This window comes from Parapedobacter brassicae (genome assembly GCF_051400755.1).
Classification (GTDB): Bacteria; Bacteroidota; Bacteroidia; order Sphingobacteriales; family Sphingobacteriaceae; genus Parapedobacter.
Genome location: NZ_JBLFFL010000003.1, coordinates 65476 through 90584, shown reverse-complemented (window position 1 = coordinate 90584; position 25109 = coordinate 65476). Strand labels below are relative to the sequence as shown.

The 25109-nt window shown below is 52.4% G+C and carries 20 protein-coding genes; 4 read left to right on the top strand and 16 right to left on the bottom strand.

Annotated features, from left to right (window positions below; genetic code table 11):
* Window positions 1-11 precede the first annotated feature (11 nt).
* From ACMGDE_RS09605 to ACMGDE_RS09570, 8 genes are all read right to left on the bottom strand, one after another.
* Window positions 12-806: a polysaccharide biosynthesis/export family protein gene (locus ACMGDE_RS09605; RefSeq protein WP_436832568.1), complete on the bottom strand. Its 795-nt coding sequence runs from the start codon at window positions 804-806 to the stop codon at window positions 12-14.
* Window positions 803-1534, bottom strand: a complete 732-nt coding sequence (locus tag ACMGDE_RS09600; RefSeq protein ID WP_436832567.1) for a tyrosine-protein phosphatase — start codon at window positions 1532-1534, stop codon at window positions 803-805. The genes ACMGDE_RS09605 and ACMGDE_RS09600 overlap by 4 nt, the downstream gene beginning before the upstream one ends.
* 77 nt (window positions 1535-1611) lie before the next feature.
* Window positions 1612-3006 (bottom strand): undecaprenyl-phosphate glucose phosphotransferase, encoded by a 1395-nt coding sequence (locus tag ACMGDE_RS09595; RefSeq protein WP_436832566.1) that lies wholly within the window; start codon window positions 3004-3006, stop codon window positions 1612-1614.
* A gap of 255 nt (window positions 3007-3261) precedes the next feature.
* A complete protein-coding gene (locus ACMGDE_RS09590) occupies window positions 3262-3681 on the bottom strand; it encodes a hypothetical protein (protein ID WP_436832565.1) in 420 nt (139 codons plus the stop codon).
* A 1-nt stretch (window position 3682) separates the two neighbouring features.
* Complete coding sequence (locus ACMGDE_RS09585) at window positions 3683-4390, bottom strand: hypothetical protein (RefSeq protein WP_436832564.1); 708 nt, start codon at window positions 4388-4390, stop codon at window positions 3683-3685.
* Window positions 4391-5110: 720 nt separating this feature from the next.
* A complete protein-coding gene (locus tag ACMGDE_RS09580) occupies window positions 5111-7924 on the bottom strand; it encodes a DNA gyrase/topoisomerase IV subunit A (RefSeq protein WP_436832563.1) in 2814 nt (937 codons plus the stop codon).
* Window positions 7925-7959: 35 nt separating this feature from the next.
* On the bottom strand, window positions 7960-8322 hold the full coding sequence (locus tag ACMGDE_RS09575) for a response regulator (RefSeq protein ID WP_436832562.1): 363 nt from the start codon (window positions 8320-8322) through the stop codon (window positions 7960-7962).
* 127 nt (window positions 8323-8449) lie between these two features.
* The gene (locus ACMGDE_RS09570; protein ID WP_436832561.1) at window positions 8450-8977 is read right to left on the bottom strand and encodes a hypothetical protein; all 528 of its coding nucleotides are present in this window, start codon (window positions 8975-8977) and stop codon (window positions 8450-8452) included.
* A gap of 114 nt (window positions 8978-9091) precedes the next feature.
* On the opposite strand from ACMGDE_RS09570, the gene ku reads away from it, so the two are divergent.
* The gene (gene ku / locus ACMGDE_RS09565) at window positions 9092-9847 is read left to right on the top strand and encodes a non-homologous end joining protein Ku (RefSeq protein WP_436832560.1); all 756 of its coding nucleotides are present in this window, start codon (window positions 9092-9094) and stop codon (window positions 9845-9847) included.
* A 15-nt stretch (window positions 9848-9862) separates the two neighbouring features.
* On the opposite strand, the gene ACMGDE_RS09560 is transcribed toward ku, so the two are convergent.
* From ACMGDE_RS09560 to ACMGDE_RS09530, 7 genes are all read right to left on the bottom strand, one after another.
* Window positions 9863-10837: an NAD-dependent epimerase/dehydratase family protein gene (locus tag ACMGDE_RS09560; RefSeq protein ID WP_436832559.1), complete on the bottom strand. Its 975-nt coding sequence runs from the start codon at window positions 10835-10837 to the stop codon at window positions 9863-9865.
* Window positions 10834-11622 (bottom strand): SDR family NAD(P)-dependent oxidoreductase, encoded by a 789-nt coding sequence (locus ACMGDE_RS09555; protein ID WP_436832558.1) that lies wholly within the window; start codon window positions 11620-11622, stop codon window positions 10834-10836. Before ACMGDE_RS09555 ends, ACMGDE_RS09560 begins: the two co-directional genes overlap by 4 nt.
* 50 nt (window positions 11623-11672) lie before the next feature.
* Complete coding sequence (locus tag ACMGDE_RS09550; RefSeq protein ID WP_436832557.1) at window positions 11673-14093, bottom strand: ABC transporter permease; 2421 nt, start codon at window positions 14091-14093, stop codon at window positions 11673-11675.
* Between the two features lie 24 nt (window positions 14094-14117).
* A complete protein-coding gene (locus ACMGDE_RS09545) occupies window positions 14118-16595 on the bottom strand; it encodes an ABC transporter permease (RefSeq protein ID WP_436832556.1) in 2478 nt (825 codons plus the stop codon).
* Window positions 16596-17076: 481 nt separating this feature from the next.
* Complete coding sequence (locus tag ACMGDE_RS09540; RefSeq protein WP_436832555.1) at window positions 17077-17631, bottom strand: DUF5655 domain-containing protein; 555 nt, start codon at window positions 17629-17631, stop codon at window positions 17077-17079.
* Window positions 17632-17671: 40 nt separating this feature from the next.
* Window positions 17672-18202, bottom strand: coding sequence for a YfiT family bacillithiol transferase (locus ACMGDE_RS09535; protein ID WP_436832554.1), 531 nt, complete (start codon window positions 18200-18202; stop codon window positions 17672-17674).
* Window positions 18203-18292: 90 nt separating this feature from the next.
* Complete coding sequence (locus ACMGDE_RS09530) at window positions 18293-19051, bottom strand: TrmH family RNA methyltransferase (RefSeq protein ID WP_436832553.1); 759 nt, start codon at window positions 19049-19051, stop codon at window positions 18293-18295.
* A 44-nt stretch (window positions 19052-19095) separates the two neighbouring features.
* On the opposite strand from ACMGDE_RS09530, the gene tamL reads away from it, so the two are divergent.
* The gene (tamL, locus tag ACMGDE_RS09525; protein ID WP_436833111.1) at window positions 19096-21405 is read left to right on the top strand and encodes a translocation and assembly module lipoprotein TamL; all 2310 of its coding nucleotides are present in this window, start codon (window positions 19096-19098) and stop codon (window positions 21403-21405) included.
* A 27-nt stretch (window positions 21406-21432) separates the two neighbouring features.
* Here the strand turns inward: tamL and ACMGDE_RS09520 are convergent, their stop codons facing one another.
* Complete coding sequence (locus ACMGDE_RS09520) at window positions 21433-21981, bottom strand: hypothetical protein (protein WP_436832552.1); 549 nt, start codon at window positions 21979-21981, stop codon at window positions 21433-21435.
* 274 nt (window positions 21982-22255) lie between these two features.
* Between ACMGDE_RS09520 and ACMGDE_RS09515 the strand changes: the two genes are divergently transcribed.
* Entirely contained in the window at window positions 22256-23743 is a 1488-nt protein-coding gene (locus ACMGDE_RS09515) for a gluconokinase (RefSeq protein WP_436832551.1), read from the top strand.
* 27 nt (window positions 23744-23770) lie between these two features.
* A complete protein-coding gene (locus ACMGDE_RS09510; protein WP_436832550.1) occupies window positions 23771-25087 on the top strand; it encodes a gluconate:H+ symporter in 1317 nt (438 codons plus the stop codon).
* The last annotated feature ends 22 nt before the right edge of the window (window positions 25088-25109 follow it).

Sequence of the window (25109 nt, the reverse complement as noted above, 5' to 3'; positions counted from 1 at the left end):
GAATGTGAAAATTATAGTACGCGAGTCATAATCACCGTGATAATGGAAACCGCGCTCGCAAGGATGGAAACCATCTGTGTGCGCGCAGCGTTGTTTTGGGCGACCTTGCCTTTTCCAGGTTCTACGTAAATAACATCGCCTTGTTTTAGGTAGAAATAAGGAGAGGTAAAGGTATCATACGAGTTTAAGTTAAAGCGGACAAATTCCTTTTCACCATTATTGTCTCGTATGAGCATGACGTTTTCACGTTTGCCAAAGATGGTCAGATCGCCAGCCATGCCTAACGCATCAAGTAAGTTAATTTTTTCGCTTGCCACCGTGTAGGTAGCAGGGCGGGTGACCTCGCCGATAACCGTGATTTTGAAGTTGGCGAATCGCACCTGTACAGTGGGGTCTTTGAAATACCTAGCGGCTTCTTCGCTGACAAGTGTCCGCACTTCCGAGGTAGTCAATCCAACGACTTTCAGGGTTCCGAGCATAGGCATCGAAATCTGCCCCTCTTTATCCACCAAATATCCGCTAGGTGCCGAACTGTTGACAGCGGTTGGCGCGGCTGGGTTGCCCGCATTGGCGATGCCTCCTGATAATTGATTGATGGCCGTGGTAGTCCCCCCATCGATGGTCTGAATGGTGATGTGCAAGATGTCGTCTACCAGCACAACAGGCTCCTTATATTCGGGAAGTTTGACATTTGGACTGTCTGTTGGGATATCACCGAAATAGACCGTGTTTTTGGTAGTTACGCAACCACCCAAACAAAAGACCGCTAACAGGAAAAGGAAGATCGTTTTGCTTATTTTTGTCATGTTTGTAAATTGCTATTTTTTATTGGATTTTTCTTAAAGACACCGTGCGCATCTCCGCTGAGGACGAACTTCTCGATGGACGCGAGGTGTTTTTGGTGATGCAGGTCCGTGCCCACGAAATCGATCATGCCTCGCTTCAAGAGGTTTTGCGCGGCTTTCTTGACCTGGGGATTGTAATAGCCTGTGGGCGAAAGGATGTTCATCTGAAACTGGCAACCGAGGTGTTTGAGCTGCTCGTAGCGCGCCGAACGGCCATGATAAAAGACATACCGCTCGGGATGGGCCAATATGGGCTTGTAGCCCTGCACTTGCAACTCAAAGATGACCCGCTCAATCGGTGCGCTCTCAGCCACGTAAGACATCTCGATGAGTACGTGGTTGCCAGGCAGCGTCAAGAGTTTCTTCCCATTGGCAAAGAGCGTACCGAAGGCATCATCTACCATGTATTCGGCAGCCGCCTCCAATTGGATACCTGCTGGTAGTGCCTCGCGTAGGCGATCCAAGGCCGGTAGAATGGTGTCGGTGGTATTGGGGTACATTTCCATGTAGATATGGGGGGTCGCATAGAAATGCCGCAATCCCAATGCCTCCAAGCGATTAATGTAGGCAACAGACGTTTCTACATCCGGACTGCCGTCGTCAAGGCCGGGCAATAGGTGGGAGTGGATATCCACGCCCAACCATTCCAAACTCGTGTGATTCTTTGCTTTATTCAAAAACGTAAACATCCCGATCGTTGGGTAAAACGAAATTTTGTTGCTTGTGTGTTGTTACGTAAACGGATGAGGAAAAAGATCGTTTTAATTTAATAGGCGTTTTCCTCACCGATAAGCACATTAATGACGGTCAGAAAGACAATGCGTACGTCGAGCATTGTCGTCCAGTTTTCCAGGTACCAGAGATCGTGGGCCACGCGCCGTTCCATCATACGTGGTTCGGTGGTTTCGCCACGGTATCCGTTGACCTGGGCCCAACCCGTGATGCCGGGTTTGAGAAACTGCCTGGCCATATAGTGATCAATCATCGCGCTGTATTGCTCGGTGTGCTTGAGCATGTGCGGGCGAGGGCCCACTACGCTCATATGACCCTGCCATACGTTGAAAAATTGTGGTAATTCGTCAAGACTTGTTTTGCGCAGGAAACGACCGATGCGGGTGATGCGGTTGTCATCGCGTGTAGCCTGTACCTTATCACTATCGGAATTGACCCGCATGCTGCGGAATTTATAGCAGAGGAAAGGCTTATTGTCGCGACCGCTGCGCAGTTGTTTGAATAAGATGGGGCCGCGGCTCTCTAACCGGATGAGCAACGCGATGATGGGGTACAGCCAGCTGAGTACAAAAAGGATGACGGCGGCGCTGAAGGCCAGATCAAACACCCGTTTTTTGAACCTGCCTTCCATATCATAAGCGGGTTCTTGCCGGATGCTGACCACCGGTACAGGCCCCAATACGCTGAACTCATAGGGCAGGCTGTCTTGCCGCGTAAGGTCGGGTACGAGCTTGACCCGCAGGCAGAACTGCTCGGCGGTCTCCAACAGGTTGGATGCCAGCGCAATCTGATGCGGGGGGAGCGAAACGTATACCTCCTGGATACCCCGGTCTACGGCGCGCTGAAATTGCCGCAATGCGGTCTTGGTGACTTCACCCAGGTCATTGATCAGTGAACTTTGGCTCTCGGAAAGGTAGCCTTCAAAGGCATAATCCTTTTCGTGGGCACGGAAATACCGGGCGAGCCGCCTGCTGCCTTCATTCTTACCGATGATGGCCACGGTCTTGCGGATCTGGAAATAGCGGATGAGCACACGCTGAGCATAGGTGCCGATCAGCCGGCTGAGGACGAGCAGTACGCCAAACAACAGGTGGAATGTGCTGAGGAATAATACGGTATGGGTGGCGCCGATATCGGCCAAGTATACATATAGTGAGAAGAGCAATACGTGAAGGGCAGCGCTCCGGTACGTGGCCCGGTAAATGCCGTCCAGATCAATCACGGTGGACTGCGTATACAGCCGGAACACACCAGCGGACAATAGCCACATCAGGTTGGCGATGGGTAGGTAATACCGATAGACGAGGTGCTCGTCCAAAAACTGGAAATAGTCGGTCGTGATGCTGGCCACAACGAACGCCCCATTGAGTAATATCAAGTCGGAGAAGGTCAATACAAACTTGAGAAGATAACTGTAACGTGTTTGCATTTCTTTAATAGATAGATGGTGCTTGGAACAACCGTTTTTTGCTAATCAACACAAGAAGTTGATTGAAAATTTTAGTAAAATTACGCTTTTTTCCTGAGAAAACGTAAAAATTGAATAAATTCTGTTGCTGATATTTCAAAAAATATACCAAAAGACTCAATTGTTATTAAATTGTTTTGAATTTTATGTTAAGCTATTGACCGAAAACCACTTTCGTATGTTAAATTCCCTGTTTCAATCGCTATTTTTCGCCTCCTAGGCCGTTTCCCGTCGGATTTGTACAACGTGCGCGCTGGTGTGCTGCGATACAGTGATGGTGATGGGCACCGTCTCGCTGACGTAGCCCTCGCCGCTTAACTGTACTGCGAAGCTGACAGGGTCGCTCTCCGTGGGTGCATGGAGGGGGTGTACACCTAGACCAAGCAGGCCGTCGGTGATCTCGAATTGCTGCCGGCCTTCCATGCCGTAAATGTATTCGGCATCCTCACCGCTGATGGCCACCGTCAGGTCGCTCACCGTATTGCCCTGCTCATCGATGATTTGGATGGCCGTGCCGTATTGGACAGCCTCGGTATCGACAACCACACTGACATCTTTTAGTGGGTTTTCACAGCTCTGTATGGTAAATAGTACAGCGACTGTCAACGAAGCAATCAGATGTTGGTGGATTTTCATATCAATACGCGTTAAAACTATAGGCAATACCCAATTGTAGATTGGGTAAATACCGGTAATTTTTGATGTTTCGCTCGATGATAGGTTGGTTGGCCTCATTGCCCTGGAGCAGCCCCGTACCAACCACCTCTACACGAGGTTGCGAAAGCAGATAACCTCCTAAGGCAAAGTTCAGGCCAAAGTGATCGTCAATACGGACATCGCCGAAACTAAGTCCCCCATAGGGGACTACAGCCTCATCCCACGAGATGGTGGTGTGCATGGTGCCGATGTCTGCTGGAGGCAGCTCGATGTCGCCATAGTAATAGGATTCATTCAAGCGCGTATCGATGGTGCCTTGGGCTTGAAACAGGTAACCCACGCCGACGTTGATGGCCAGGTGGCGAAAACCGTTTTCAGCACGGTAGAATGGAACCCAACCGAGTAGGAGGTGTGCATTGTGCAGCCGCGCCCTGGCTTCCGACCTTGTTTCGTGCTCGCCGTATTGGGCGACGATCTGTGTATTGTAAGGCATGAGGGAAACGCCCGCCTGTAGACCGAACTGGACACCCAAAGGGTGATAGAACGCTAACCCGACACCGGTGGTGCCGACAAGGCCGCCCAAGGAGGGCTTGTATGCTGGATTTTCGCTGAAGTCAAAAGAGCGTTGCGCGTGTGCTGAGAGCAAATTTAAAAGCGCAAACGCCAAGGTGATCGTTTTGCTTTTCAAGGACATGCCATGGCAATGGCAAATTGCGTACCAGTTTCCGCCTCAAGCCGGAGGGGGGCTCTTTACGGATGATTGCTACGCAATTCCGCTGCGCGAGGCTTTTGTCGCTGCCGCGACTGGCTTTTGGTCTCTATGCCAGCCGGGCATGTTACGTTATCCATTTCACGCCTGCTTTCATCGGTATGGATGATTGCTACGCAATTCTTCCGCAGAAAGTAACCAAAGACTCCCCGCTGTACCCAGCTGCTACGGTTGGTAGTGCATCCCACTGCGTGCCGCAGCTGGCTAAGGCGGGATTTTCAGCGGTACGAGGGGGCCTGCGGGCAGCGTAGTGGGGCGGCCAGAGCCGCACGGAATTACGGTCGGAGCTGCGCCCTATAAACCCGGCACAGAACTAAGGTATTGCATAAGCGGCCTTGGAGATGCAAGCAATGCGCAGCAGATCCCCGCCGCGACCCTATAACCCCCACATCGAACTAAGGTATTTGCGTAAGCGGCCTTGGAGATGCCAGCAACGCGCAGCAGATCCCTGCCGCGACCCTATAACCCCCGTATCGAACTAAGGTATTTGCGTGAGCGGCCTTGGAGATGCAAGCAACGCGCAGCAGATCCCTGCCGCGACCCTATAACCCCCGTATCGAACTAAGGTATTGCGTAAGCGGCCTTGGAGATGCAAGCAACGCGCAGCAGATCCCTGCCGCGACGCAATACCTTAGTTCCTTAAAACAACCCCATTTGCCCATTCTCATCCATCTGGATATCATCCGGATTCGTAATCTCAAAATCCACTTGCGGTTTAGGCGGGGCATCTGCCTTGTCCGGCGCGGCATCTGCCGGTTTGTTGGTTGTCGCCTGCTGCTCACTGGTGGTTTCCGGCGCTGCATCTGCTGGCGCTGCATCCCCCGCGTCCCCCGGCACATCCGCAGTTTCCACGGCAGTTTCCGCTGGCACATCAGCCGTTTCCGCTGGCGCATCCGTCGCTTCCACAGGTATATCGGTGGTTTCCGCTACCGGTGCGTCGATCAGCTCCACCGATGTAACCTGATGCGGGCTCAGCCGGTTGCCCTGAGCCTTCACACCTTTGACATCAACGACATCCGCCAGGTTCTGCTCCAGCGTATCGGCCGTCTGGGTTTTGCCTTTCAAGACCCCGATGCGCACCAACGGTACCGCGGCTTTCGTGAGCAGCAGCAGCTTAGACCCCGGCTCATCGCTGATAATGGACGTGCGTTTGCCTATCGGGGTGTCTTCGAATGCAAACCGTTTGACATAATGAATGCCCGATCTGCCATCGCGGTGCACCGCACTGTAGACCTGCTCGGGCTGGTATTTTTCGATATGAATGAGCTTTTCATCAAAATGGTTGCTCAGGTCGAAACTGCACAGCTCATAGGCGCCGTCGGCCATGACGGTGAGGATCTTGTCGTCGCCGTCAAACTCGCCAAGGTATTGGCCGCGACCATCAGCATTGAGCCGCTTGAGTACGCCGTCGAACCAGATTTTCCGGCCCGCCAGGGTGGATACGCCCTTGCTTCGGAGGAGGATCTTTTTGATGGGGTATTTGGTGACGATATTGCCCTGTGAACTACGCCCCTTGATGGCGATCTCGGCCAAATCGAGGTCGAATTGCAGCTTGCGGAGCTTCGAGTGGGGCTTGAGCTGCACATTGACCACTTCGGCTTCGCCATTCGGGTTGGCGGTGAAGTATACTACCTTAGACCCTTTTTCGCCCTTGGTGAGGTCGTACTCCTTATCGCGCGTGACACCCACTACCGAGAAGCGCTTGACATAAGCCATGCCGGATTTGCCGTCGCGGTAGATGAGGTTGTATACGGTGCGGTCGTCGTTCTTTTTGAATACCGCTACGTGGATGATGTCCTTGCCGACGAACACTTTATCCTGCACTTTGGAGACGAGGCATTTGCCATCGGCCCGAAAGACGATGATATCATCCAAGTCTGAGCAGTCGCCCACGTATTCGTCTTTGCGCATGCCGGTACCGATGAAGCCATCCAGTCGATTGACGTATAGTTTGACATTGGCGAGCGCCACCTGGGCAGCTTCTACGCGGTCGAATGCCCGGATTTCCGTTTTGCGCTCGCGCCCCTTGCCGTATTTCTCTTTGAGCCGCTCAAACCAGGCGATGGCATAGTCTGTCAGGTGGCGGAGGTGATGCCGCACTTTTTTGATCTCTTCTTCCAGCGCGGCCATCTGCTCGTCAGCCTTTTTCACGTCGAAGCGGGTGATGCTGCTCATGGGTTTATCAATGAGCTTCTTATAATCTTCGGGCAAGATCTCGCGGTAAAATTGGCCGAAGAAGGGCGTGAACAAGCGGTTGAGCACCTGCACGACGGTATCGAAATCGCCGGAATTTTCATAGTCGGGATGCTTATACATCCCCTCTTGGATGAAGATCTTGAGCAGGCTGCTGAAAAAGATCCGCTCCTGCAGCTCACTGAGCCGGATCTCGAGCTCCTGCTTGAGCAGGCTTCGGGTCTGCTTGGTGTTTTCGATCAGCACGTCGTTGACGCTCATGAAGTGCGGCCTATCATTGCGGATCACGCAGGTATTCGGTGAAATGGACACTTCACACGCGGTGAAGGCATAGAGCGCATCGATGGTGACATCGGGCGAGATACCCGGGGCCAGGTGGATCATGATCTCGACGTGCTGCGCCGTATTGTCTTCGATTTTTTTGATCTTGATCTTGCCTTTTTCATTGGCTGCCACCACGCTCTCGATGAGCCCGCCGGTGGTGGTGCCATAAGGGATTTCGGTGATGGCGAGGGTCTTCTTATCGCGCTCCTCGATTTTAGCGCGCACCCGTATCTTGCCGCCGCGCTGCCCTTCGTTATACGCGGAGCAGTCCGCGAAACCCCCGGTGGGAAAATCGGGGAGCAGGTGAGGCCGACCACCGCGCAGCACGTCGATGGAAGCATCGATCAGCTCGATGAAGTTATGGGGCATGATCTTCGTGGCCAGGCCTACGGCGATCCCTTCGGCACCCTGGGCCAGCAGCAGTGGAAACTTGACCGGCAACGTCACCGGCTCGCGGTTGCGACCGTCATAGCTCTGCTGCCATTCGGTCGTATCCGGATTGAACACCACCTCGTTGGCAAACTTGGAAAGGCGGCCCTCGATGTAGCGCGGTGCCGCGGACGAGTCGCCCGTGACGGGGTCGCCCCAGTTGCCCTGGCAGTCGATCAGCAGATTTTTCTGCCCGAGCTGTACCATGGCATCGCCGATGGAGGCATCCCCATGGGGATGGTATTTCATCGTATTGCCAATGACATTGGCGGCTTTATTGAACCGCCCGTCGTCCATCTCTTTCAAGGAATGGAGGATACGGCGCTGTACAGGCTTGAATCCGTCATTGATGTGCGGCACGGCCCGATCGAGGATGACATAGGAGGCATAGTCCAAAAACCAGTTTTCGTATAATCCCGACAGCGGGATGGTTTGGCTATCCAATTGGGTATCTTCGGAACTGTTGTGTTGGTTTTCTTCGGGTGTCGCGTTTGTTTCTTCGCTCATGTAACCTACTGATTTTCGCCTTTTGTCCTACCTTGCTATTGCGGCAGAAAGTGTTCATTGACCACATCAATGACATCGTAGATGTCAAAGGGCTTGCGGATGTACGCGTCGGCTCCGCATTCTTGGGCAATCTCGTCGATGTTGCGCATCGCAGAAATGAGTATAACGGGGATGTTTGCGGTCTCATCGTCCGCTTTGAGCTCCCTGCAAAGATCACTTCCCCAGCCCCAATTTAGATTTTCGTCTAATAGGATCAGGCCGATCGGGTGTTGTTTCAATTTTTTCTTGATCGACTTGCCGTTGTCCGTGATCACCTCATATTCTTCAAATTGCATAAATTCTGATACGACTTCGAGCATATCGCCGTCGTCTTCCGCATAAAGAATTTTTTTTGCCATGGTTGATATTCTGCCTGAACAGACAAACTTAACATACGATATCCATTAACACAACAATATTAATAAAAAAATAGGCGCCAATTTTTTTTGGCGCCTATCGATAAGAATGAATCTGCGGAAGAACCGCTTAATTAAACATGATGTTAAAGGTAGTGCCGATGCCTACGTGTTGCAGGTGACCGCCGTTAGACTCGCCCCTGAACACACCGTTGTAAAAACCGAAGATGTTCCAAAGCCGGTTGTGATAGCCCACCTGCGGCCGGACATACACGCCACCGTTTGCATTTGAACCACTGCCCGTTTGGAAGCTGTAGCCGACATCGGTGCCGGCGAAAAATCCTTGGCTGGTGGGATAATAGCGGGCAAAAACGCCTGCTGGGATGGACCCGAAGTGTTCATACCCCTCTTTGGGAAGGAAATGGGTATACCCGGTGGTAAGTCCCAATCCCCAGTTGGGGGTCGACATCAGCTGCCCCTTTACTTCGGCACCCAAGGCGACACTGCTCTGATCGGCCAATGTGCCGATGGGCAAGCCCACGTTGATCCCGGCTTTGATCCACGAATTTCGCGGATTGATGTCTTCGACCGTTTGCTGTGCAGACGCGCCGGCAGTGATTGCCATGGCGATGATCACTGCAAAAAATCGCGCTTTCATTGTTATGTAGTTTTGTTTCATACCCACACAAGTGCAAAGGTCATACCAAAGCGATGGATAGACACCAACAATATAGTCGCTCGGTTGTTGACGGTATAAACCAACAGGATTACCATGAAAGCGATTTGGACAGGTGCCATCGGATTCGGACTGGTCAATATCCCGGTGAAGCTGTATAGCGCGACCACACATAGCCGCCCGGATTTTGACATGCTTGATCGTAAAGATCTAGCGCGGATACGGTATAAACGGGTGAATGAACGGACGGGCAAGGAGGTGGATTGGGATAATATTGTGCGGGGTTTTCTGCTGAATGACGATTACATCGTACTGGATGACGCTGATTTTGAAGAGGCCAGTCCGGAAAAAACCAAGATGATCAACTTGCAATCTTTTGTGAAAGAAGCGGATATCGAAAGCGTTTATTTTGATACGCCATATTACCTACAGCCGCAAAAAGGGGGCGAAAAGGCGTATATGCTGCTGCTGAAGGCGCTGGAGAAAACTAAAATGGCGGGTCTGTCGACCTTTGTGATGCGGAATGCGGAAAACCTGGCGGTGATCCGCCCGTATGAGCAGGTGCTGATGCTCAATAAGCTGCGGTTTCAAGAAGAGGTACGGCCGGTGGATGAGCTGAACGTACCCGATAAAATCAATATTGCGAAGCAGGAGATGGATATGGCCCTGCAATTGATCAAGCGGCATGCGGGCGATTTCAATATTGGCGACTATAAAGACGAATACAGTAACGAGCTGATGAAGATCATCCGCGCGAAGGCCAAGGGTAAACGCCCAACCATCCGTAAGATCAAGGTAAAACGTACGAAATCGGACGACCTGCTGGAACAGCTGAGAGCAAGCCTGGGCTAACATGAGCCGACGGCCCTAGAGCATCTGATGCGCCTTAAACCAATCGACGGCAGAGGCAATCCCCTGATCAATGGGGTGGAAGGTAACTCCCAGTTCGCGCTGGGCCTTGTGGTTGGTGTAATAATTTTGGACACACAGGATTTTCATGTTGGTGGCGGAGAGGGCGGTCTTGATGCCGACTGCCCGGAGGAGATCACCCAGGTAGCCCAAGGGTAACAGGAGTGCCTTCGGTAGTGCGATCAGCACCGGGCGGCTACCGGTTTGCTGCGCCAACTTCCTGAAGAACTCGCGGTAGCTGAGGTTTTCGCCCGCAAGCAGGTACACTTCGCCATTTTTGCCTTGCTCAAGGGCGTTGACCACGCCCAGCGCCGCATCGGCAACGTTGACGAAGTTTTTGCCGCCGGGGGGGTGGAAGACCAGCCGCTTGCCGTAGCCCAATCGGATGATGGCGCCTGAACTGGGCTTGCCGTCGTAGGGGCCGAGCATGAAAGTGGGGTTGACCACCGTGACGTCGATCTGCCCCCTGGCGGCCAATATCCGGTTTTCGCCTTCGCGCTTGCTTTTGGCATACCAGGCCTGTTTGAAAGGGGATTTCATGGGGGTCGTCTCATCGCCCAGTTGATCCAACGAGCCATAGCCGCACGTGTTTGCCGTGCTGACGTAGACGATCTTCTTGACCTGATGCTTCAACGCTGCTTGGATGACGTGCTCGGTACCGGCTACGTTGATGCGGTGGTAATCTTCATAATGCAACAGGCTTTGCTCGGTCGTAGCCGCGCAATGGATGACGTAATCGCAATGTTCCATGGCCCGCTCCAAGGCATTGGGATCGGTGATGTCGCCCACCACCAGTTGCAGGCCATCTTGCGGGGGGAGCAGAAATTTGTTGGGGTTTCGGATCAGTCCGCTGACCCCGTACCCCCGAGCCAAGAGCGCCAGGATGGTGTTGGTGGCCAGTAACCCATTGGCCCCGGTGACCAATACATTCATGTGCGGTTGATTTCCTTTTTGATGGCGTTGGTCAGCAGGGGAAGCCGGATGTACACCGGCAGGAATTTCATCACCGCCCAGGTAAGTTTATTCACCCAGTTGAGCATGATCAGCGTATCGCGCTTGAAGAGCTGCTTGATGGATACGGCGGCAACCTGTTCGGGCGTGAGCAATCCCATGGTGGCAAAGAACCCCTGTTGCTGAAGCCGGGCCGACGAGTCGGGATTGGTCATCATCGGACCGGGATTGACGATGCTGAAGAAGACATTGCTGTCGGCAAACTCCTGATAGAGTCCGCGGGTGAAACTGTAGACAAAGGCCTTGGACGCGGGGTAGACGGTCTTATAGCCGATGGGACTGTAAGCGGCCACGCTGCCCACATTGAGCACATAGGCCTTGTCGCGCTTCATCAGGTTGGGCAATAGCTGGTGGGTGAGGAGGGACGTGGCTTTGACGTTGAGCTGGATAATGCGGTCGAGGTAGTCCACCGTGACGTCTTGAAAACTTTGCGTGCCCCCACAGCCCGCATTGTTGATCAAGATAGATAAGGGAAACCGCTCATTCGTCCAGGCGGCCAAGGCTACAATATTCTCTTTGGAGGTAAGGTCCGTTTCATAGCAGTGTGCCTCCACGCCCAATGCCGTTACTTGGGCGGCGATAAAGTCAATGCCTTCGCCCGGGAGACTGACCAGTATGGTATTGATCTGCCTGTTGGCCAACTCCAATGCAAAGGCTTTCCCTAGCCCTTGGCTAGCGCCGGTGATCAGTGCGTAGGTGTTATTCATGGGCCGTAAAGTTACGGTATAAAATCGTTAAAATTTGTTAAAGATATGCCCTATTCGCTCCTCAGGGTATCGACAGGGCTTTTTAACGACACGGCAATGGTCTGTGCGCCAATGGTGATCAACCCCAGCGTCACTAAAACCGCGACGCCGAGCATCATGGTACCGAAACCAAAATCGACCCGGTTGGCAAAATTATGCAGCCAGAGGTTGTTGACCAAATAGCTAATCGGTGTGCCGATCAGTACGGCGATCAGCAGGATGCGGATGAACCCCCTGGACAGCAGTAAGACGATGCTCAGGTTGCCGGCACCCAACACCTTCCGGATACCCACTTCTTTGGTCCGGCGCTCCGTCGTATAGGTGGCCATGGCAAACATCCCCAAACAAGCGATGGTGACCGCCAAAAAGGCGATATATCCCAAAATGGTAACGATATCAAAAATGGACCGGTACATGGCATTCAGCTGATCATCAAAAAAATGGTACTCAAGCGGGTGAACGGGATCAATGGATTCCCATTTTTCTTCCAGTTTGGTTATCTGTTCGATGGAATTCCCAGCGGCCAGGCGGACATTGACATAATTAAATTCATCCGGTTTATTCCGTAATACCAGCGGCCCGATCGCATGCTGGTTCATCAGCATTTTATACCTGAAATCGGCCACGACCCCAATGACTTCCAATGATGCGGCGCTATCGGTTGTTTGGAGTACTTGCCCGATGAGTTCATCGGGGTGTTGGTAACCCAATGCGTGGACGGTTGCCTCATTGACTAAAATATACCGGTCGGATGATACGCCCTCGGGAGGCAACCCCTTGCCGGCCACGAGGTTGACGCCGATGTTAGCGATAAAATGCTCATCGGTATTCAGGATGTTGAACTGCGTAGGCTCTTCCTCACGCCCTGCGGCTCGGAGACTGATGCCGTTTTCTACATTAGTAGCCGGGATAATATCCGACGCAGAGACGAGGGCGACCTCCGGCATGGCATTTAATTCATGGACGACCCGCTGGTGGTCATTCCCCTGCAGTGCAATGTTAATGATGCCGTTGGAATTAAACCCGTATTCAAATTCGAGGTAATGCTTTCCCTGATTGTAAATCAAAATGGAGGTGATGATGAAAAAGAGGGAAATGACAAACTGCGAAGTACTCAACACTTTTTGGAAACCCAATTTGCCCGGCGTGTCTTTGTACAAATTATTAAGGGCCTTCGTTGGCGAAAATTTGGAAATATACAACGCCGGGTAGGCGCCGGAAACAAATCCGATAAGCAACGCAAAAACAACGAAAATGAGGTACACGGCGACGGTTGGTTGTAAATCCAGCTTCAGATCTTGATTGATCCAAAGCCCTTCAAAGCCCTGTTTGATGAAAAACAGGAAAACGAAGGAAAAAACCAGCGCCAATAACGCGGTCAAAACAGATTCGCCGATGAATTGGAAGATCAGGTCTTTTCTGTGCGCGCCGTTTACCTTGCGGACACCGATTTCCTTGGCACGGGTAAGCGCCCGGGCAATGGACAGATTGATGTAATTAAGACAAGCCGAAAAAAGGATTAACAGCCCCAGGACGGCCAAAAAATAGTACACCAGCATCGGCAGGCTTTCACTGGGCGGGTTGCGCACGATGATTCCGGGATTGATATCCAAGAGGGGTTGCGCCATGAGCCTGTAGCCTTTTGGGGTATCTTCTCCGGCATATTGGTGAGACGCCAGGTCGTTCAACGCCCCGGCCAGGTCCGCAGCGTGCTTTCCGGGCGCAAGCAACACGTAGGTATAACTTTGATAATCGTTCCAAGCGGCTGTAAAATCCGCCATTTTGTTTTCCTGAATAAGCAGGGCTGCAGAAGAAGCCGCTACCAGCACATCAAATTCCAGGTGGGATTTAGGATGTTCAGCCATGACACCCGTGATGGTGTAAAGCCCCCAGTTAACAGGTTCGTCATCCAGCGCGCCGCCCCTGTCGAAGAATTCAACGGTTTTCCCAATCGGGTCGTCATCGCCAAAGAGCTTTTCAGCCATTTCTTGGCCAATCACCATGGAATTCGGCAGCGTCAGCGCCTTGTCCTTATCGCCATGCGCCAACGTAAACCCGAATACCTTGAAAAAAGAAGCATCGGCAAAATAGCCTTTCATTTCGGCCATGTTTCCGTCAAACCGGGCCTCTCCCCCGATTCCCTTGATCAAGTGGGTGGTCGTCTCCACAACGGGATAATCCGTTTTCAGGGCGTTGGCCAATGGGAAGGCCGTAGCGGCATTCGGGGCCTTTGAATCATCCTCGTCAGAAATAATACGGTATATCCGGTCTTTATGCACATGGAAGCGGTCCATGTTTTTTTGATCTGCCAGCATGAGGATAATCAACATGCAAACGGACATGCCCAATGCCAAACCAAAGATATTAATCAAAGAGAAAACCTTGTACTTAAGGATGTTCCGGATACCGATTTTAAAATAATTCTTCCACATGATATTCGTATTTAGCCAATAAGATTATTCATCGCGTAACGACTCGACTGGATTTGCGATTGCCACTCGGATGGCCTGCCAGCCCACGGTGAGCAGTGCGATGGTTATGGCGCCTAATCCGGCCACGACAAACGTCCACCATTCGATGTCGATGCGGTACGCGAAATCGGCCAGCCATTGGTTCATGGCCCACCATGCTACGGGAGAAGCAATGACGATGGCGATCAGCACGAGCTTAACAAAATCTTTGGACAGCAGGGTCACCACGCTGGACACCGATGCTCCCAACACCTTGCGGATACCGATTTCCTTGACGCGCCGCGCCGTGGTAGCGGTCACCAAACCAAACAGGCCGATGCACCCGATCAACACCGAAAGGAGGGTAAATATACCAAACGTAAATCCCGCTTGTTGATCAGCCCGGTAAAGCGCCTCAAGTTCATCATCCATGAAAGTGGCATTATACGGTACCGCTGTCGTAAACGCCTGCCAGCGATCTTTTAGGTGTTGCAGCGTTTGTTGGTATTGCCCGGCCTCCAAGCGCACTGCGATGTACAGCTGCCGGGGATAAAATGTCTTGGATGAAAAATGAAACAACGCGAAGGGCATGATGGATGTATGGAGCGACTCACTATTGAAATCCCGAACGACACCGATGACCTCAAACCGTTGGTTGCCGTTGCCCGGATACTGGAGATGCTTGCTTACGGCCGTCTCGGGCGTCCACCCAATCTGTCGCACCGCTGTTTCATTCAGGATAACCGAAGTAGAATCGTTGAAGTCGGGTGAAAAGGCCCGCCCAAATACCATATCCATTCCCATGGTGGCTGTAAAATGCTCATCAGCCATAAAGGAATTCAGCGGGATATCTTTTACGACATCGGGTGCTTGGGCTGTCGGTTCGGGCACATAAAAATCACCAAAAGACGATTTTGAAGGAACACCGGTGGACAAGCTTGCCGACTGTATACCGGGGATGCCCCGCAGTTCCGCTGTCAGTGGTTGGTTGGCCGGACCTATTTTCTCTACTTGGTTAAGGAGCAGCACATGTTCCTTATCGAAGCCTAGATCCGCCTCATTGGTGTAGCGTAATTGCTGGTAGATGATAATGGAGGCAATGATCAGGGTAGTGGATATGGCAAATTGGAATACGACCAGCCCATCCCTGATCAGCCGCTCACTGAAAATGCTGGCGGGATTAGCGTTGCTCTTGAAAATGGCCGCCGGCTTGAAACGGGTTAGGTATACAGCGGGATATAAGCCGGAAAGTAACGCCGTAACAATCAGGAGCGTCAACAATGCCCATACATGCTGCATGGTCAGTATACTGGCCATGGAAAAGGATTTGCCTGTCAATTGGTTGAATGACGGTAATAGGCCGCAAACCAGTAACACGGCAATGACGATAGCCAGCAAGCTGAATAACGCCGATTCGACGAGAAACTGCATCATAAGCTGCTTCCGTGCCGAGCCGAGCACTTTTTTCACACCCACCTCCTTGCTTCTGCGTAACGCCTGGGCGGTGGCAAGATTCATAGCGTTGATACAGGCCAATACCAATATCAACAAGGCTGTGGCAGCGAATATACGGACGGCGGTAGGGTTGCCATGCGTGATATGGCTGCTGTAGATGTCCGTTGAGCCCAAATGAACGTCTGTTAGCGGTTGTAACAATAAATTCCATCGCCCGCCGTTTTTCAGAAATTCATCAAATGGTTTACCTATACGTTCAAAAGCACCCGCAGCGAGCTGCCGCACCATACTTGGGAATTTACGCTCCATATTGGCGACGGTTTCCGGATTCGCTGATGGAGCATTCAGCTTCACAAATGTGTTCATCTGCAACCATACCCAGCTCCAGGAAAAGCGCTCCACGGGAGGCATGGCACTATTGGGCATCAGCAGATCAAATTGCAAAGAGGAATTGGACGGGAGGTCTTCGAGCACGCCGGTGACGACGAAGGGTTCGCTCCATTCATCGAACTGAAGCCGCTTGCCGATGGCTGGCTCATTCCCAAAGTACTTTTTTGCCGTACGCGCAGTGAGCACCACCGAATAGGGATGTTGAAGGCTTGTTGTCGCGTCCCCTTCCAATAGCCGGTACTGAAAAAAACTAAGGAAATTGGAATCCACGGAAAACAACCGTGTTTCCGTAAACATTTTTTTTTGAGCGTTGCCCGTATAGCTGATATTTTCAGGGTTGCATAGATAAAGGCGAGTATAGTCCGTTACCTCAGGAAAATTGTCTGACAAAGCCTTGCCAACAGGGGGAGGGGTATTGCCCGCGACAAACTCCTCGGGGCCCATCTTGCCATCCAGGTTTACCCGGTAGATCCGGTCGGCATCGGGCAGGAAGCGGTCGAAGCTACGCTCATCTTCGATATATATGCCAATGAACACCACGCAGAGCAGTGCAATGGCCAGTCCGGCGATGTAAATGAAACTATTCAGCCGATGGCGAATCAGGTTTCGCCAGGCGGTTTTGAGGTGGGTTTTGATCATAGCCGTTTGCCGCTAGTGTTAATTCATCAGTCATCGTTTGTCGGGGCAACAAACCTGCCAATGCTAAAAAAAGCCATAGGGCTGGCAGATTGAGCGGTTATGGCTGCGGGGGTGTTCGGATTCGGACATCTGGTGTTCGGATTCGGACAGTTTGGTTTTGCTGGTATATTGAAAGCGGGATAAGCGGATTTCCTGCGAGTTTATGCGGTTTGTACTTTCTGCCAAGACCTCGATGGCCGTGTTCAGCTAGAACGGTGATGAGTTGCTGTAATAATTCCAAATCTCTTGGCGATCGCTTTCTTTCATGGCGGCTAATCATAGGCAACCGTCTGCAACGGTTGCCAGCCGGAACGCCTGAATAGACACGCACATGGTCAATGGCCATCAGTACAATAACCAATCCGCGCAGAAGGTCAACGGATTGTATCCTATGGGTGGATGTCAACGAAATTTTCGGGAACGTATCAGTGCTCATAATCGGTTACCCAGCCCGCTCATAAGCGGTTTTAAGCCAGCCGAGCGTCTCTTGGTCTATTTCAACCTCGGCGCCGAGGTTGATTTTATGCGAGCACATGGCATTAGCTGCGGTGATGGCTTCAAGCTTACCCTTGGGGGGCTCCCCCTTGAGGTTCAAGCTGATTTCAAATCGGGTCTTCGTGGCCGGTTGGAGGATGGCAAACTGCTTCTTGCGACGTAGACTCACATAGGCATTCTTGGGGGCGATTTCCACAGCGTTGCCAAAACGTTTGATTTCCGCAATCAGCTTATCGTAGATGGGGCGGAAGTGCTCTTTCCCTTTGTATTGCTTTTCAATCAATTCATCCTTGTTTTCCACGGAGCCTGCATCCGCTGCCTTTGCCTTGAGCGCCACGAAGTTGGCAAACCCGTGGGTGAAGCCGTGCTGCTCTTTCAGGAATTTGACGATTTGCCCATGCTTTTCGAAATTTCCCTGTTTCACTAGGGCTATCCAGTGTTCGAACGTCTTGCCTGTGTTCTTGTACAGGTTTTCAATCATCGTTTTTTCGGCCTGTTCCATAATCCTTACGTGTTGGTGTATGATCTGCTCGCTTCCCGCGCTATATCCAATGCGTTGATTTTTTCAACGTAATAATGTGTGCCAAATGATGGTTGCAATGCCATGCATAGTGGGCGATGCATTCGCCGAGCTCAATATGTTTGCCTTGTTCGGGGTGGATGAAAACCCGCTTTAATTCAGTTGGCGTGATGGATCTGAGCAAGGTTACCCATCGGCTATGCAGTCCGTCCAATAGGCTCAAGGAAGGGGTGATATCCATTGCCTTGGCATCGGCAAGTTCGGCCCAGCGGTCTTCGTAATAGGGTTTGATGGTCGGGTTATCTTCCGTCAGGGCAAGCTTGAAACGGATCAGGCTGTTCATGTGGCTATCCGCACAATGGTGCACGACCTGCCGGACGGTCCAACCACCCGGCCGATATGGGGTGTCAAGCTGTTCTTCGCCTAAATGCGCTACGGCTGCCCGGAGTTTTTGGGGGAAAGCCTCAATGGTTGCGATGGCCGAAGCGAGGACATGCTCATCCAATATATCCGGTTTGATAAACTTGCCGATTGGATATTTTAAGTGATGCATGGCAATAATAGATTACGTAATGGCGTCCTAAAGCATTGTTTTCGCGGAACTCCTGTTACGGGATGACGACCATAAAAATAAACAAAAAAACTATTTTTTCCGCACCAACTCCGCACAAAAAAGCGCAGCGGAAACGGCGACATTGAGCGACTCGGCTTGCCCTATCCGCGGGATGGTGATGGGATGTTGAATATTGGCCAATACGTCGACGCTGATGCCGTTGCCTTCGTTGCCAAGCACCACCAGTCCTTCGCGGCCAAAATCGGCATCGTATAGCGGGGCCCCCTCCAGCACGGCGCCAAAGACGGGCACCGCTGCGCTGGTGGTGAGTGCCACGATGTCGGTGTAGTGTACCTGTATCCGGGCAAGGGAGCCCATGCTGGCTTGCACCACTTTGGGATTATAGGCATCTACGGACCCCAGCGAGCAGATGATGCGGCTGACTCCAAACCATTCGGCGGTGCGGATAATGGTGCCCAGGTTGCCCGGGTCCTGGATGTCGTCCAATACCAATTGGAAGCCGCCGCGAAGCGAAGCGCCTGTCAGCGAAGGGTAGGAAGGGATGCCGACCAGCGCCAGGATGCCCTGGGGTGTCGTCAATGAACTGATGCGTTTAAGGTCTTCTTCGCTGATTTCTTGCACGGCGGTTTCTTCCGATTTTATATTGTGCGGGATTTTAATCAATTTTGCGGCCGCCTGGGGGGTGTAAAAGAGGTGTTGCACGTGATAATCCGACCGGAGAAATTCCGTTACCGATTTAATGCCCTCTACGATGAACAGGCTATGTTCCCGGCGGAATTTTTTATGCTGGAGCGAGGTGATGGTTCGGATTTGTGATTTTGAAAGCATTGTTAATGGATAAAAAGAGTCGTCTTTTTGCGTATGCAAGTATAATGCTTTTGCTGGTATTATTCGCATCGTGCCGTTCTACGCGGTTGCTGGAAGAGGGGCAGGCATTGGTCACCAAAACGGAAATAACCGGAATCGATCCGCAACTGAAAGAGCAAGCCAACGCGTATATACCGCCCGATATCCGTCCGAATTCGCGCATCAATTTGTTTGTTTATAACCTCGCCAATGCTCAAAATGGCGGGTATCGCACGGAGCGTATCCGGAATGTAGGCGAGCCGCCGCACCTGCTGGACAGCGCGTTGGTTGATTTTTCAACCCAGCAGATCAATCGTTACCTGGCGGCCAAGGGGTATTTCAATGCAACGGTGCGCAACGAAATCGTGATCAAGGGGAAGCGGGCACAGGTGTTTTTCCACGCGACACCCGGCGAGCCGTTTACGGTACGGCAGGTAGCGGTTAATTTTGCAGATCCGCAATTGAAAAAGCTGTACGATGACCATCAAGGCGATTTTAGTAAAATAAAACCGGGGATGCGATACGATGCCGATTCGCTTGTAGCCGAACGGGAGGGGGTGTATCATCTCATGCGTCAACAGGGTTACTTCGATTACTTGAGGCAGTATATGCGTGTCGACGTGGATACGGGCCTCCATCGAAACCAGGCGGATCTGAACCTGATCGTGGATAATCCGCAGGGGCAGCAGGCGCATACCCAGTTTACGATCGATAGCAGCATCGTGGTGATCCGGCATGACCGTGCTGACCTCAACCGGCCGGTGCCTAAGCGCGCCGGACTGCCCGGAAACGTGTCGTTTGAAGACCATACCGGCCGATTCCGGCCTGCACCCATTGTGCGCTACCTCTTCCATCGACAGGGGGATACCTACGATGTGGATATGGAAAACCTGACGTACGACCGGCTTTATGAGTTAAATGGGTTCCGCAGCGTGAAGATCGCGTATAGCAAACCCGACTCCAATAGGCTCCATGTGCGCTATGAGCTGGTACCTCGGCCGTATATGGGCAACCAAACCGAGGGGGAGTACACCTTCAACGCGGGCATGAGTGGTTTTAACATCGGAAACACGTTCACCCACCGCAATCTCTTTGGGGGCTTGGAGCAGCTGGAAGTGAAGCTGCGGTATGGCGTGTTGTTCGATTCCCGTTTATCGGGCAACCTGTTCGATCGGGTATTCAACAACGATTTCCAGATCGGGGTCAACGTCACGGTGCCGCGCTTGATTACCCCTTTTCCCATTCCGCCGACCGGCAAAAACGGGTTGCCCCGAACCATCTTTTCGGCTAATGTGCAGGCATTCGATCAGTTCCGGACCTACTCCAACCGTTATTTCAGCGGAACGTTTTCGTATAACTGGTTTGATACGCGGTACAAGCAGCATAACCTGACGCCGCTCGTGTTGGAGTACCGGTACGGGCGGTTGAATGACGAATTTGCGCAAAATTTGATCGACGAGGGGTTTCTGCTGTATGTGCGCAGTAATAATCGGGCGTACTTCGGACTGGGCTCGCAGTATATGTACACGGTGAATGCGGCTAGGCTGTCACGGCTGGAGGATTTCCTGTATTTCCGGGGCGCGGTGGACCTCAGCGGCAACCTATTGGGACTGGTGAGCGAGGTGGTGGATCTGAATGAAAACGAGGATGGCGAAAAGGAGGTGCTGGGCGTGCCTTATCTGCAATATGCCAAAGTGGAGACGGATCTGCGGCGTTATTGGCATTTCGGCGGCGACCGGCAGTTGGTGATCCGGCTGAACCCCGGTGTGGCGATCCCGTACGGCAATAATTCGAGTCTGTTGATTTTCGAGAAAAGCTTTTTCGGCGGGGGGATGAACGGGATCCGGGCCTGGCAGGCCCGAACGCTGGGACCCGGTAATTATAACCGCGAGGTGCTGGACCCGAGCCTGCGCCTGAATCTCCGCAATCTCGATCAGCTAGGCGAAATTAAGCTGGAAGGGAACGTGGAATACCGCTTTAAGTTGGTAAACGATGTGTTCGGCGCGAAATTGAAGGCGGCCACCTTCGCCGATTTCGGCAATATTTGGCGCATCCGGGAGAATGAGCTCAACCCGGGAGGCGAATTTAAGGTCGATCAGTTTCTGAATCAATTGGCCATCGGGGCGGGTGCCGGATTGCGATTCGATCTTGATTATTTTGTCATCCGGCTGGACGCGGGGATCAAAGTGCGCGATCCGCAATTCACGGGCGGGAAACAATGGGTGATCTCGGAATTTTTCGACAGCCGTGAATTTAAACAGCAGTACCGGATCACCAACGCGCCCGACCGCTATAATTTTGTGCAGTATAACTTTGGTATCGGGATGCCTTTTTAGTGACCGCTGGCCTGTGACTCACCCCCATCACCCACCCCCGATCGCCGACCATTCTTTAATGCCGTGCACGATGGTCTCGAAGATGTTTTCCAGATCCAGCCCCTTGCTGTAATTGAAGATAAACAGTCCCACCAGGATCAGGACGGCCAGTATCATCAGCCGTTTGAACAGGTAAGCAATCAGGAGAATCGCCGCAGGGATCAGGATGAGGTAATACCAGCTGATGGCGATGGGGTTGAGGCCTTTTTCGTTTTTCAGTACGAAATATAACCGCCCATGCGACCCCTGCTGGTTGCGGTGTTTGATGAATACGAACGCCGACGTCTCGATCGCGTTAGGGGTAATCGCAACCCCATCATTGAACTCAAGTTCTTGTTTGAAGCCATTGATCACAAACGAATAGGTGCCTGAGATGGATTCTATCGGGGTTTCTTCGGCATCCGTGGCAATGACCGCCAATTTGCCATTCTTGATGAGGTTTTCCTTTAGGATAAAGTGATTAATATCACGGTCACCCTGTGCCCACAACAGCGCAGGTATGGATAGGATGGTCAACAAGTAAAGGAATTTTTGCATGCCCCGAGTGGATATTGGATGGTGCAATGTTAACGAAAAAACGCTAAAGTTAGGTATTTTTCTATATTTGTGACGGGGTAGGTGTGTCCTGTCGACCAAGTAGGCAGCACAGACTCCCCGTATCGCTTCGGATGTCGCCTAGGAGATCCTGCGGCTTGCAATGGGATGCACTACCGTTGTAGCAGGAGATCCAAGCGACGAGTTTTGCATACTTTTGCGATCAAAAGTATGATGAATCCGCGGCATACCGCGGAAAATTGATTACCAATTATTAATGAACTACATCATCGGCGTAGACATCGGTACTTCCGGCACCAAGGCGGTTGCATTTCGGGTGACCGGCGAGGTGGTTGCCGAACACCAGGTCACCTACTCCATCTTGAACCCGCAGCCGGGGTATGTAGAGCAGGATCCGGAAATCTTATTCGCTGCCGCCGTGGAGTCAATTGCCCAGGTCGTGCAGCTGGTCAATGGCGCCGGTGAAGCACAGTTGCTGGGTGTGGGTTTTAGCAGCGCCATGCATGGTCTGATCGCGATGGACGAGCAGCACCAGCCCCTGACCAATTGCATCATTTGGGCGGATACACGAAGCGAATCGTTTGCCACGCCGCTCAAAGGGACATCCGCAGGGCTTGATATCTATTTAAAGACCGGCACACCCATTCATCCCATGTCGCCCTTGTGCAAATTGGCATGGATGCGGCAGCAGCTTCCCGCGGTCTTTAACCGGGCAGCGAAATTTATATCTATCAAGGAGTATGTCTTCTTCAAGCTCTTCGGCTGTTATGTGGTGGACGAATCAATCGCTTCGGCTACGGGCCTTTTTGATATCCATACGTTAGACTGGTATGCGCCGGCCTTGGACTGGGCGGGGGTGTCCGCCGCGCAGCTTTCAACACCGGTACCCATTACCCACGTGCTTTCGGGCATGGAAGCATCGTTTGCCGGAGCGATGCACATCCCGGCAGAGACGCCTTTCATCGTCGGGGGTAGCGATGGCTGCCTGGCCAATTTGGGCGCTGATGCGGCGAAGCCGGGCGATACGGTGGTGACCATCGGCACAAGCGGCGCGATAAGGGTGCTATCGCGACAGCCGAAAACCGATCAAAAAGCGCGTACCTTCTGCTATGTGCTCACCGAGCGGTTATTCGTGCTGGGCGGTGCGGTCAACAACGGCGGGGTGGTGCTCCGATGGTACAACGATCATTTCGGTCCGGCAGCGGCCACCGAAGACGAAGCCTACCGACTACTTGCCGAAGAGGCATCTACCATTCCAGCGGGCGCGGAGGGATTGGTGTTCTTGCCATACCTTACCGGCGAGCGCGCTCCCCATTGGAATGCCGACGCGAAAGGGCTATTTTATGGGGTGCAGCTGCATCATGGCAAAGCGCACTTTACACGGGCGGTATTCGAGGGGGTCATCTATGGCCTGTATGGGGTGGCCAAGGTGTTGGAGGAAATCGCGGGACCGATCGGTACCATCCGGGCCAACGGTGGTTTTGCACGCGCCCCACTATGGGTGCAGCTGCTGGCCGATGTATTCAATAAAGAGGTGCATGTGGCGGAAAATGTGGAAGGCGCAGCCCGGGGGGCTTATATTGCCGTTTTGAAGGCGTTGGGACTATTAGCGGATTTTGAGGAGCTGGAGCCGAAGGGGTCGATCGCACGGCGGTATGATCCCGACCGGCAGAAACATGATGTGTATATGGAGAATTTTGGCCTTTTTGAACGATTGTATGAGAAGGTCAAAGATGAGTTTTAATCAATTATATCATTAAATCAAATTATGATGCCTATTGTTATTGTTGCGTGCGCCGTATTATTACTGCTGCTGCTTGTCATCGTCTTCAAGCTTAATGCTTTTTTTTCACTGATCATTACATCCCTGGTCGTCGGTATTGCGTTGGGAATGCCTGCTTCGGAGGTGGTCCTTTCGATCGAACAGGGGATGGGCAGCACGCTGGGCTCGCTGTTGATGATATTGGGCTTCGGCGTGATGCTGGGCAAGTTGATATCGGATGGCGGTGGCGTATACCGGATTTCGACCAGCCTGATCAGCGCGTTCGGACGAAAATACGTGCAGTGGGCGGTCGTAGTCATTGGGTTTGCGGTGGGTATTCCGATGTTTTACAACGTCGGTTTCGTGATCTTGGTGCCATTTGTCTTTGCGATTGCCGCACAGACAGGTTTGCCGCTGATCTTTGTGGGGTTGCCGATGCTGGCCTCGCTATCGGTGACACACGGTTATTTGCCCCCGCATCCTGGTCCCACGGCGATCGGCACCTTATACCACGCGGATATGGGGCTCACCCTTATTTATGGAGTAGCCGTTGCCATTCCGGCGATCCTCCTAGGGGGTGTTGCTTTTTCGCGGGCGTTGAAAGGAATCAAACCTAATCCGCCTGTCCAGTTTACAACACTGACCACACCGGCTGAAGAAACGATTCCGGGTTTTTGGGTGAGCCTGCTCACCGGATTGCTGCCGGTGCTGCTGATCGCTGTTGCCTCGGTGCTGTCATTTGCACTTCCACCCAATACAGGAGTGGCTGCGGTAGTGTCTTTCGTTGGAAACCCCGTGATTGCCCTGCTGATATCGGTGTTTGTGGCCATTTTTACCATGGGGATCATGCGCGGAAAGACGATGAAAGCCGTGATGGAAAGCTTGGAAGATGCCGTGCAGAGCATCGCCATGATCTTATTTATTATCGGTGCGGCGGGCGCCTTTAAGGAGGTGCTGGTGGATAGCGGAGTGGGCGAGGATATTGCCAAGTGGGCGGGCGATCTGTCACTTTCGCCGTTGGTATTGGTATGGGCGATCGCTGCGGCCATCCGGGTGGCGCTTGGGTCGGCGACGGTGGCGGGCCTGATGGCCGCAGGTATTGTGCTGCCGCTGATCGAATCGACCCATGCGAGTCCTGAATTGATGGTATTGGCCACCGGGGCCGGTTCGCTGATGTTTTCGCATGTCAACGATACGGGTTTTTGGATGTTTAAAGAATACTTCGGCTTGACCATTAAGGATACCATGTTATCATGGTCGATGATGGAAAGCATTGTATCTGTTGTTGGGCTGTTGGGCGTATTGGTGTTGGATATCTACGTATGAGCCAAGAGTAGCTCGGTAAAAA

Bases quoted from the DNA above. Each gene is read 5' to 3' on its own strand.
- ACMGDE_RS09605 (WP_436832568.1), bottom strand. From the start codon at position 806: ATGACAAAAATAAGCAAAACGATCTTCCTTTTCCTGTTAGCGGTCTTT.
- ACMGDE_RS09600 (WP_436832567.1), bottom strand. From the start codon at position 1,534: ATGTTTACGTTTTTGAATAAAGCAAAGAATCACACGAGTTTGGAATGG.
- ACMGDE_RS09595 (WP_436832566.1), bottom strand. From the start codon at position 3,006: ATGCAAACACGTTACAGTTATCTTCTCAAGTTTGTATTGACCTTCTCC.
- ACMGDE_RS09590 (WP_436832565.1), bottom strand. From the start codon at position 3,681: ATGAAAATCCACCAACATCTGATTGCTTCGTTGACAGTCGCTGTACTA.
- ACMGDE_RS09580 (WP_436832563.1), bottom strand. From the start codon at position 7,924: ATGAGCGAAGAAACAAACGCGACACCCGAAGAAAACCAACACAACAGT.
- ACMGDE_RS09575 (WP_436832562.1), bottom strand. From the start codon at position 8,322: ATGGCAAAAAAAATTCTTTATGCGGAAGACGACGGCGATATGCTCGAA.
- ACMGDE_RS09570 (WP_436832561.1), bottom strand. From the start codon at position 8,977: ATGAAAGCGCGATTTTTTGCAGTGATCATCGCCATGGCAATCACTGCC.
- ku (WP_436832560.1), top strand. From the start codon at position 9,092: ATGAAAGCGATTTGGACAGGTGCCATCGGATTCGGACTGGTCAATATC.
- ACMGDE_RS09560 (WP_436832559.1), bottom strand. From the start codon at position 10,837: ATGAATGTATTGGTCACCGGGGCCAATGGGTTACTGGCCACCAACACC.
- ACMGDE_RS09555 (WP_436832558.1), bottom strand. From the start codon at position 11,622: ATGAATAACACCTACGCACTGATCACCGGCGCTAGCCAAGGGCTAGGG.
- ACMGDE_RS09550 (WP_436832557.1), bottom strand. From the start codon at position 14,093: ATGTGGAAGAATTATTTTAAAATCGGTATCCGGAACATCCTTAAGTAC.
- ACMGDE_RS09545 (WP_436832556.1), bottom strand. From the start codon at position 16,595: ATGATCAAAACCCACCTCAAAACCGCCTGGCGAAACCTGATTCGCCAT.
- ACMGDE_RS09540 (WP_436832555.1), bottom strand. From the start codon at position 17,631: ATGGAACAGGCCGAAAAAACGATGATTGAAAACCTGTACAAGAACACA.
- ACMGDE_RS09535 (WP_436832554.1), bottom strand. From the start codon at position 18,202: ATGCATCACTTAAAATATCCAATCGGCAAGTTTATCAAACCGGATATA.
- ACMGDE_RS09530 (WP_436832553.1), bottom strand. From the start codon at position 19,051: ATGCTTTCAAAATCACAAATCCGAACCATCACCTCGCTCCAGCATAAA.
- tamL (WP_436833111.1), top strand. From the start codon at position 19,096: ATGCTTTTGCTGGTATTATTCGCATCGTGCCGTTCTACGCGGTTGCTG.
- ACMGDE_RS09520 (WP_436832552.1), bottom strand. From the start codon at position 21,981: ATGCAAAAATTCCTTTACTTGTTGACCATCCTATCCATACCTGCGCTG.
- ACMGDE_RS09515 (WP_436832551.1), top strand. From the start codon at position 22,256: ATGAACTACATCATCGGCGTAGACATCGGTACTTCCGGCACCAAGGCG.
- ACMGDE_RS09510 (WP_436832550.1), top strand. From the start codon at position 23,771: ATGCCTATTGTTATTGTTGCGTGCGCCGTATTATTACTGCTGCTGCTT.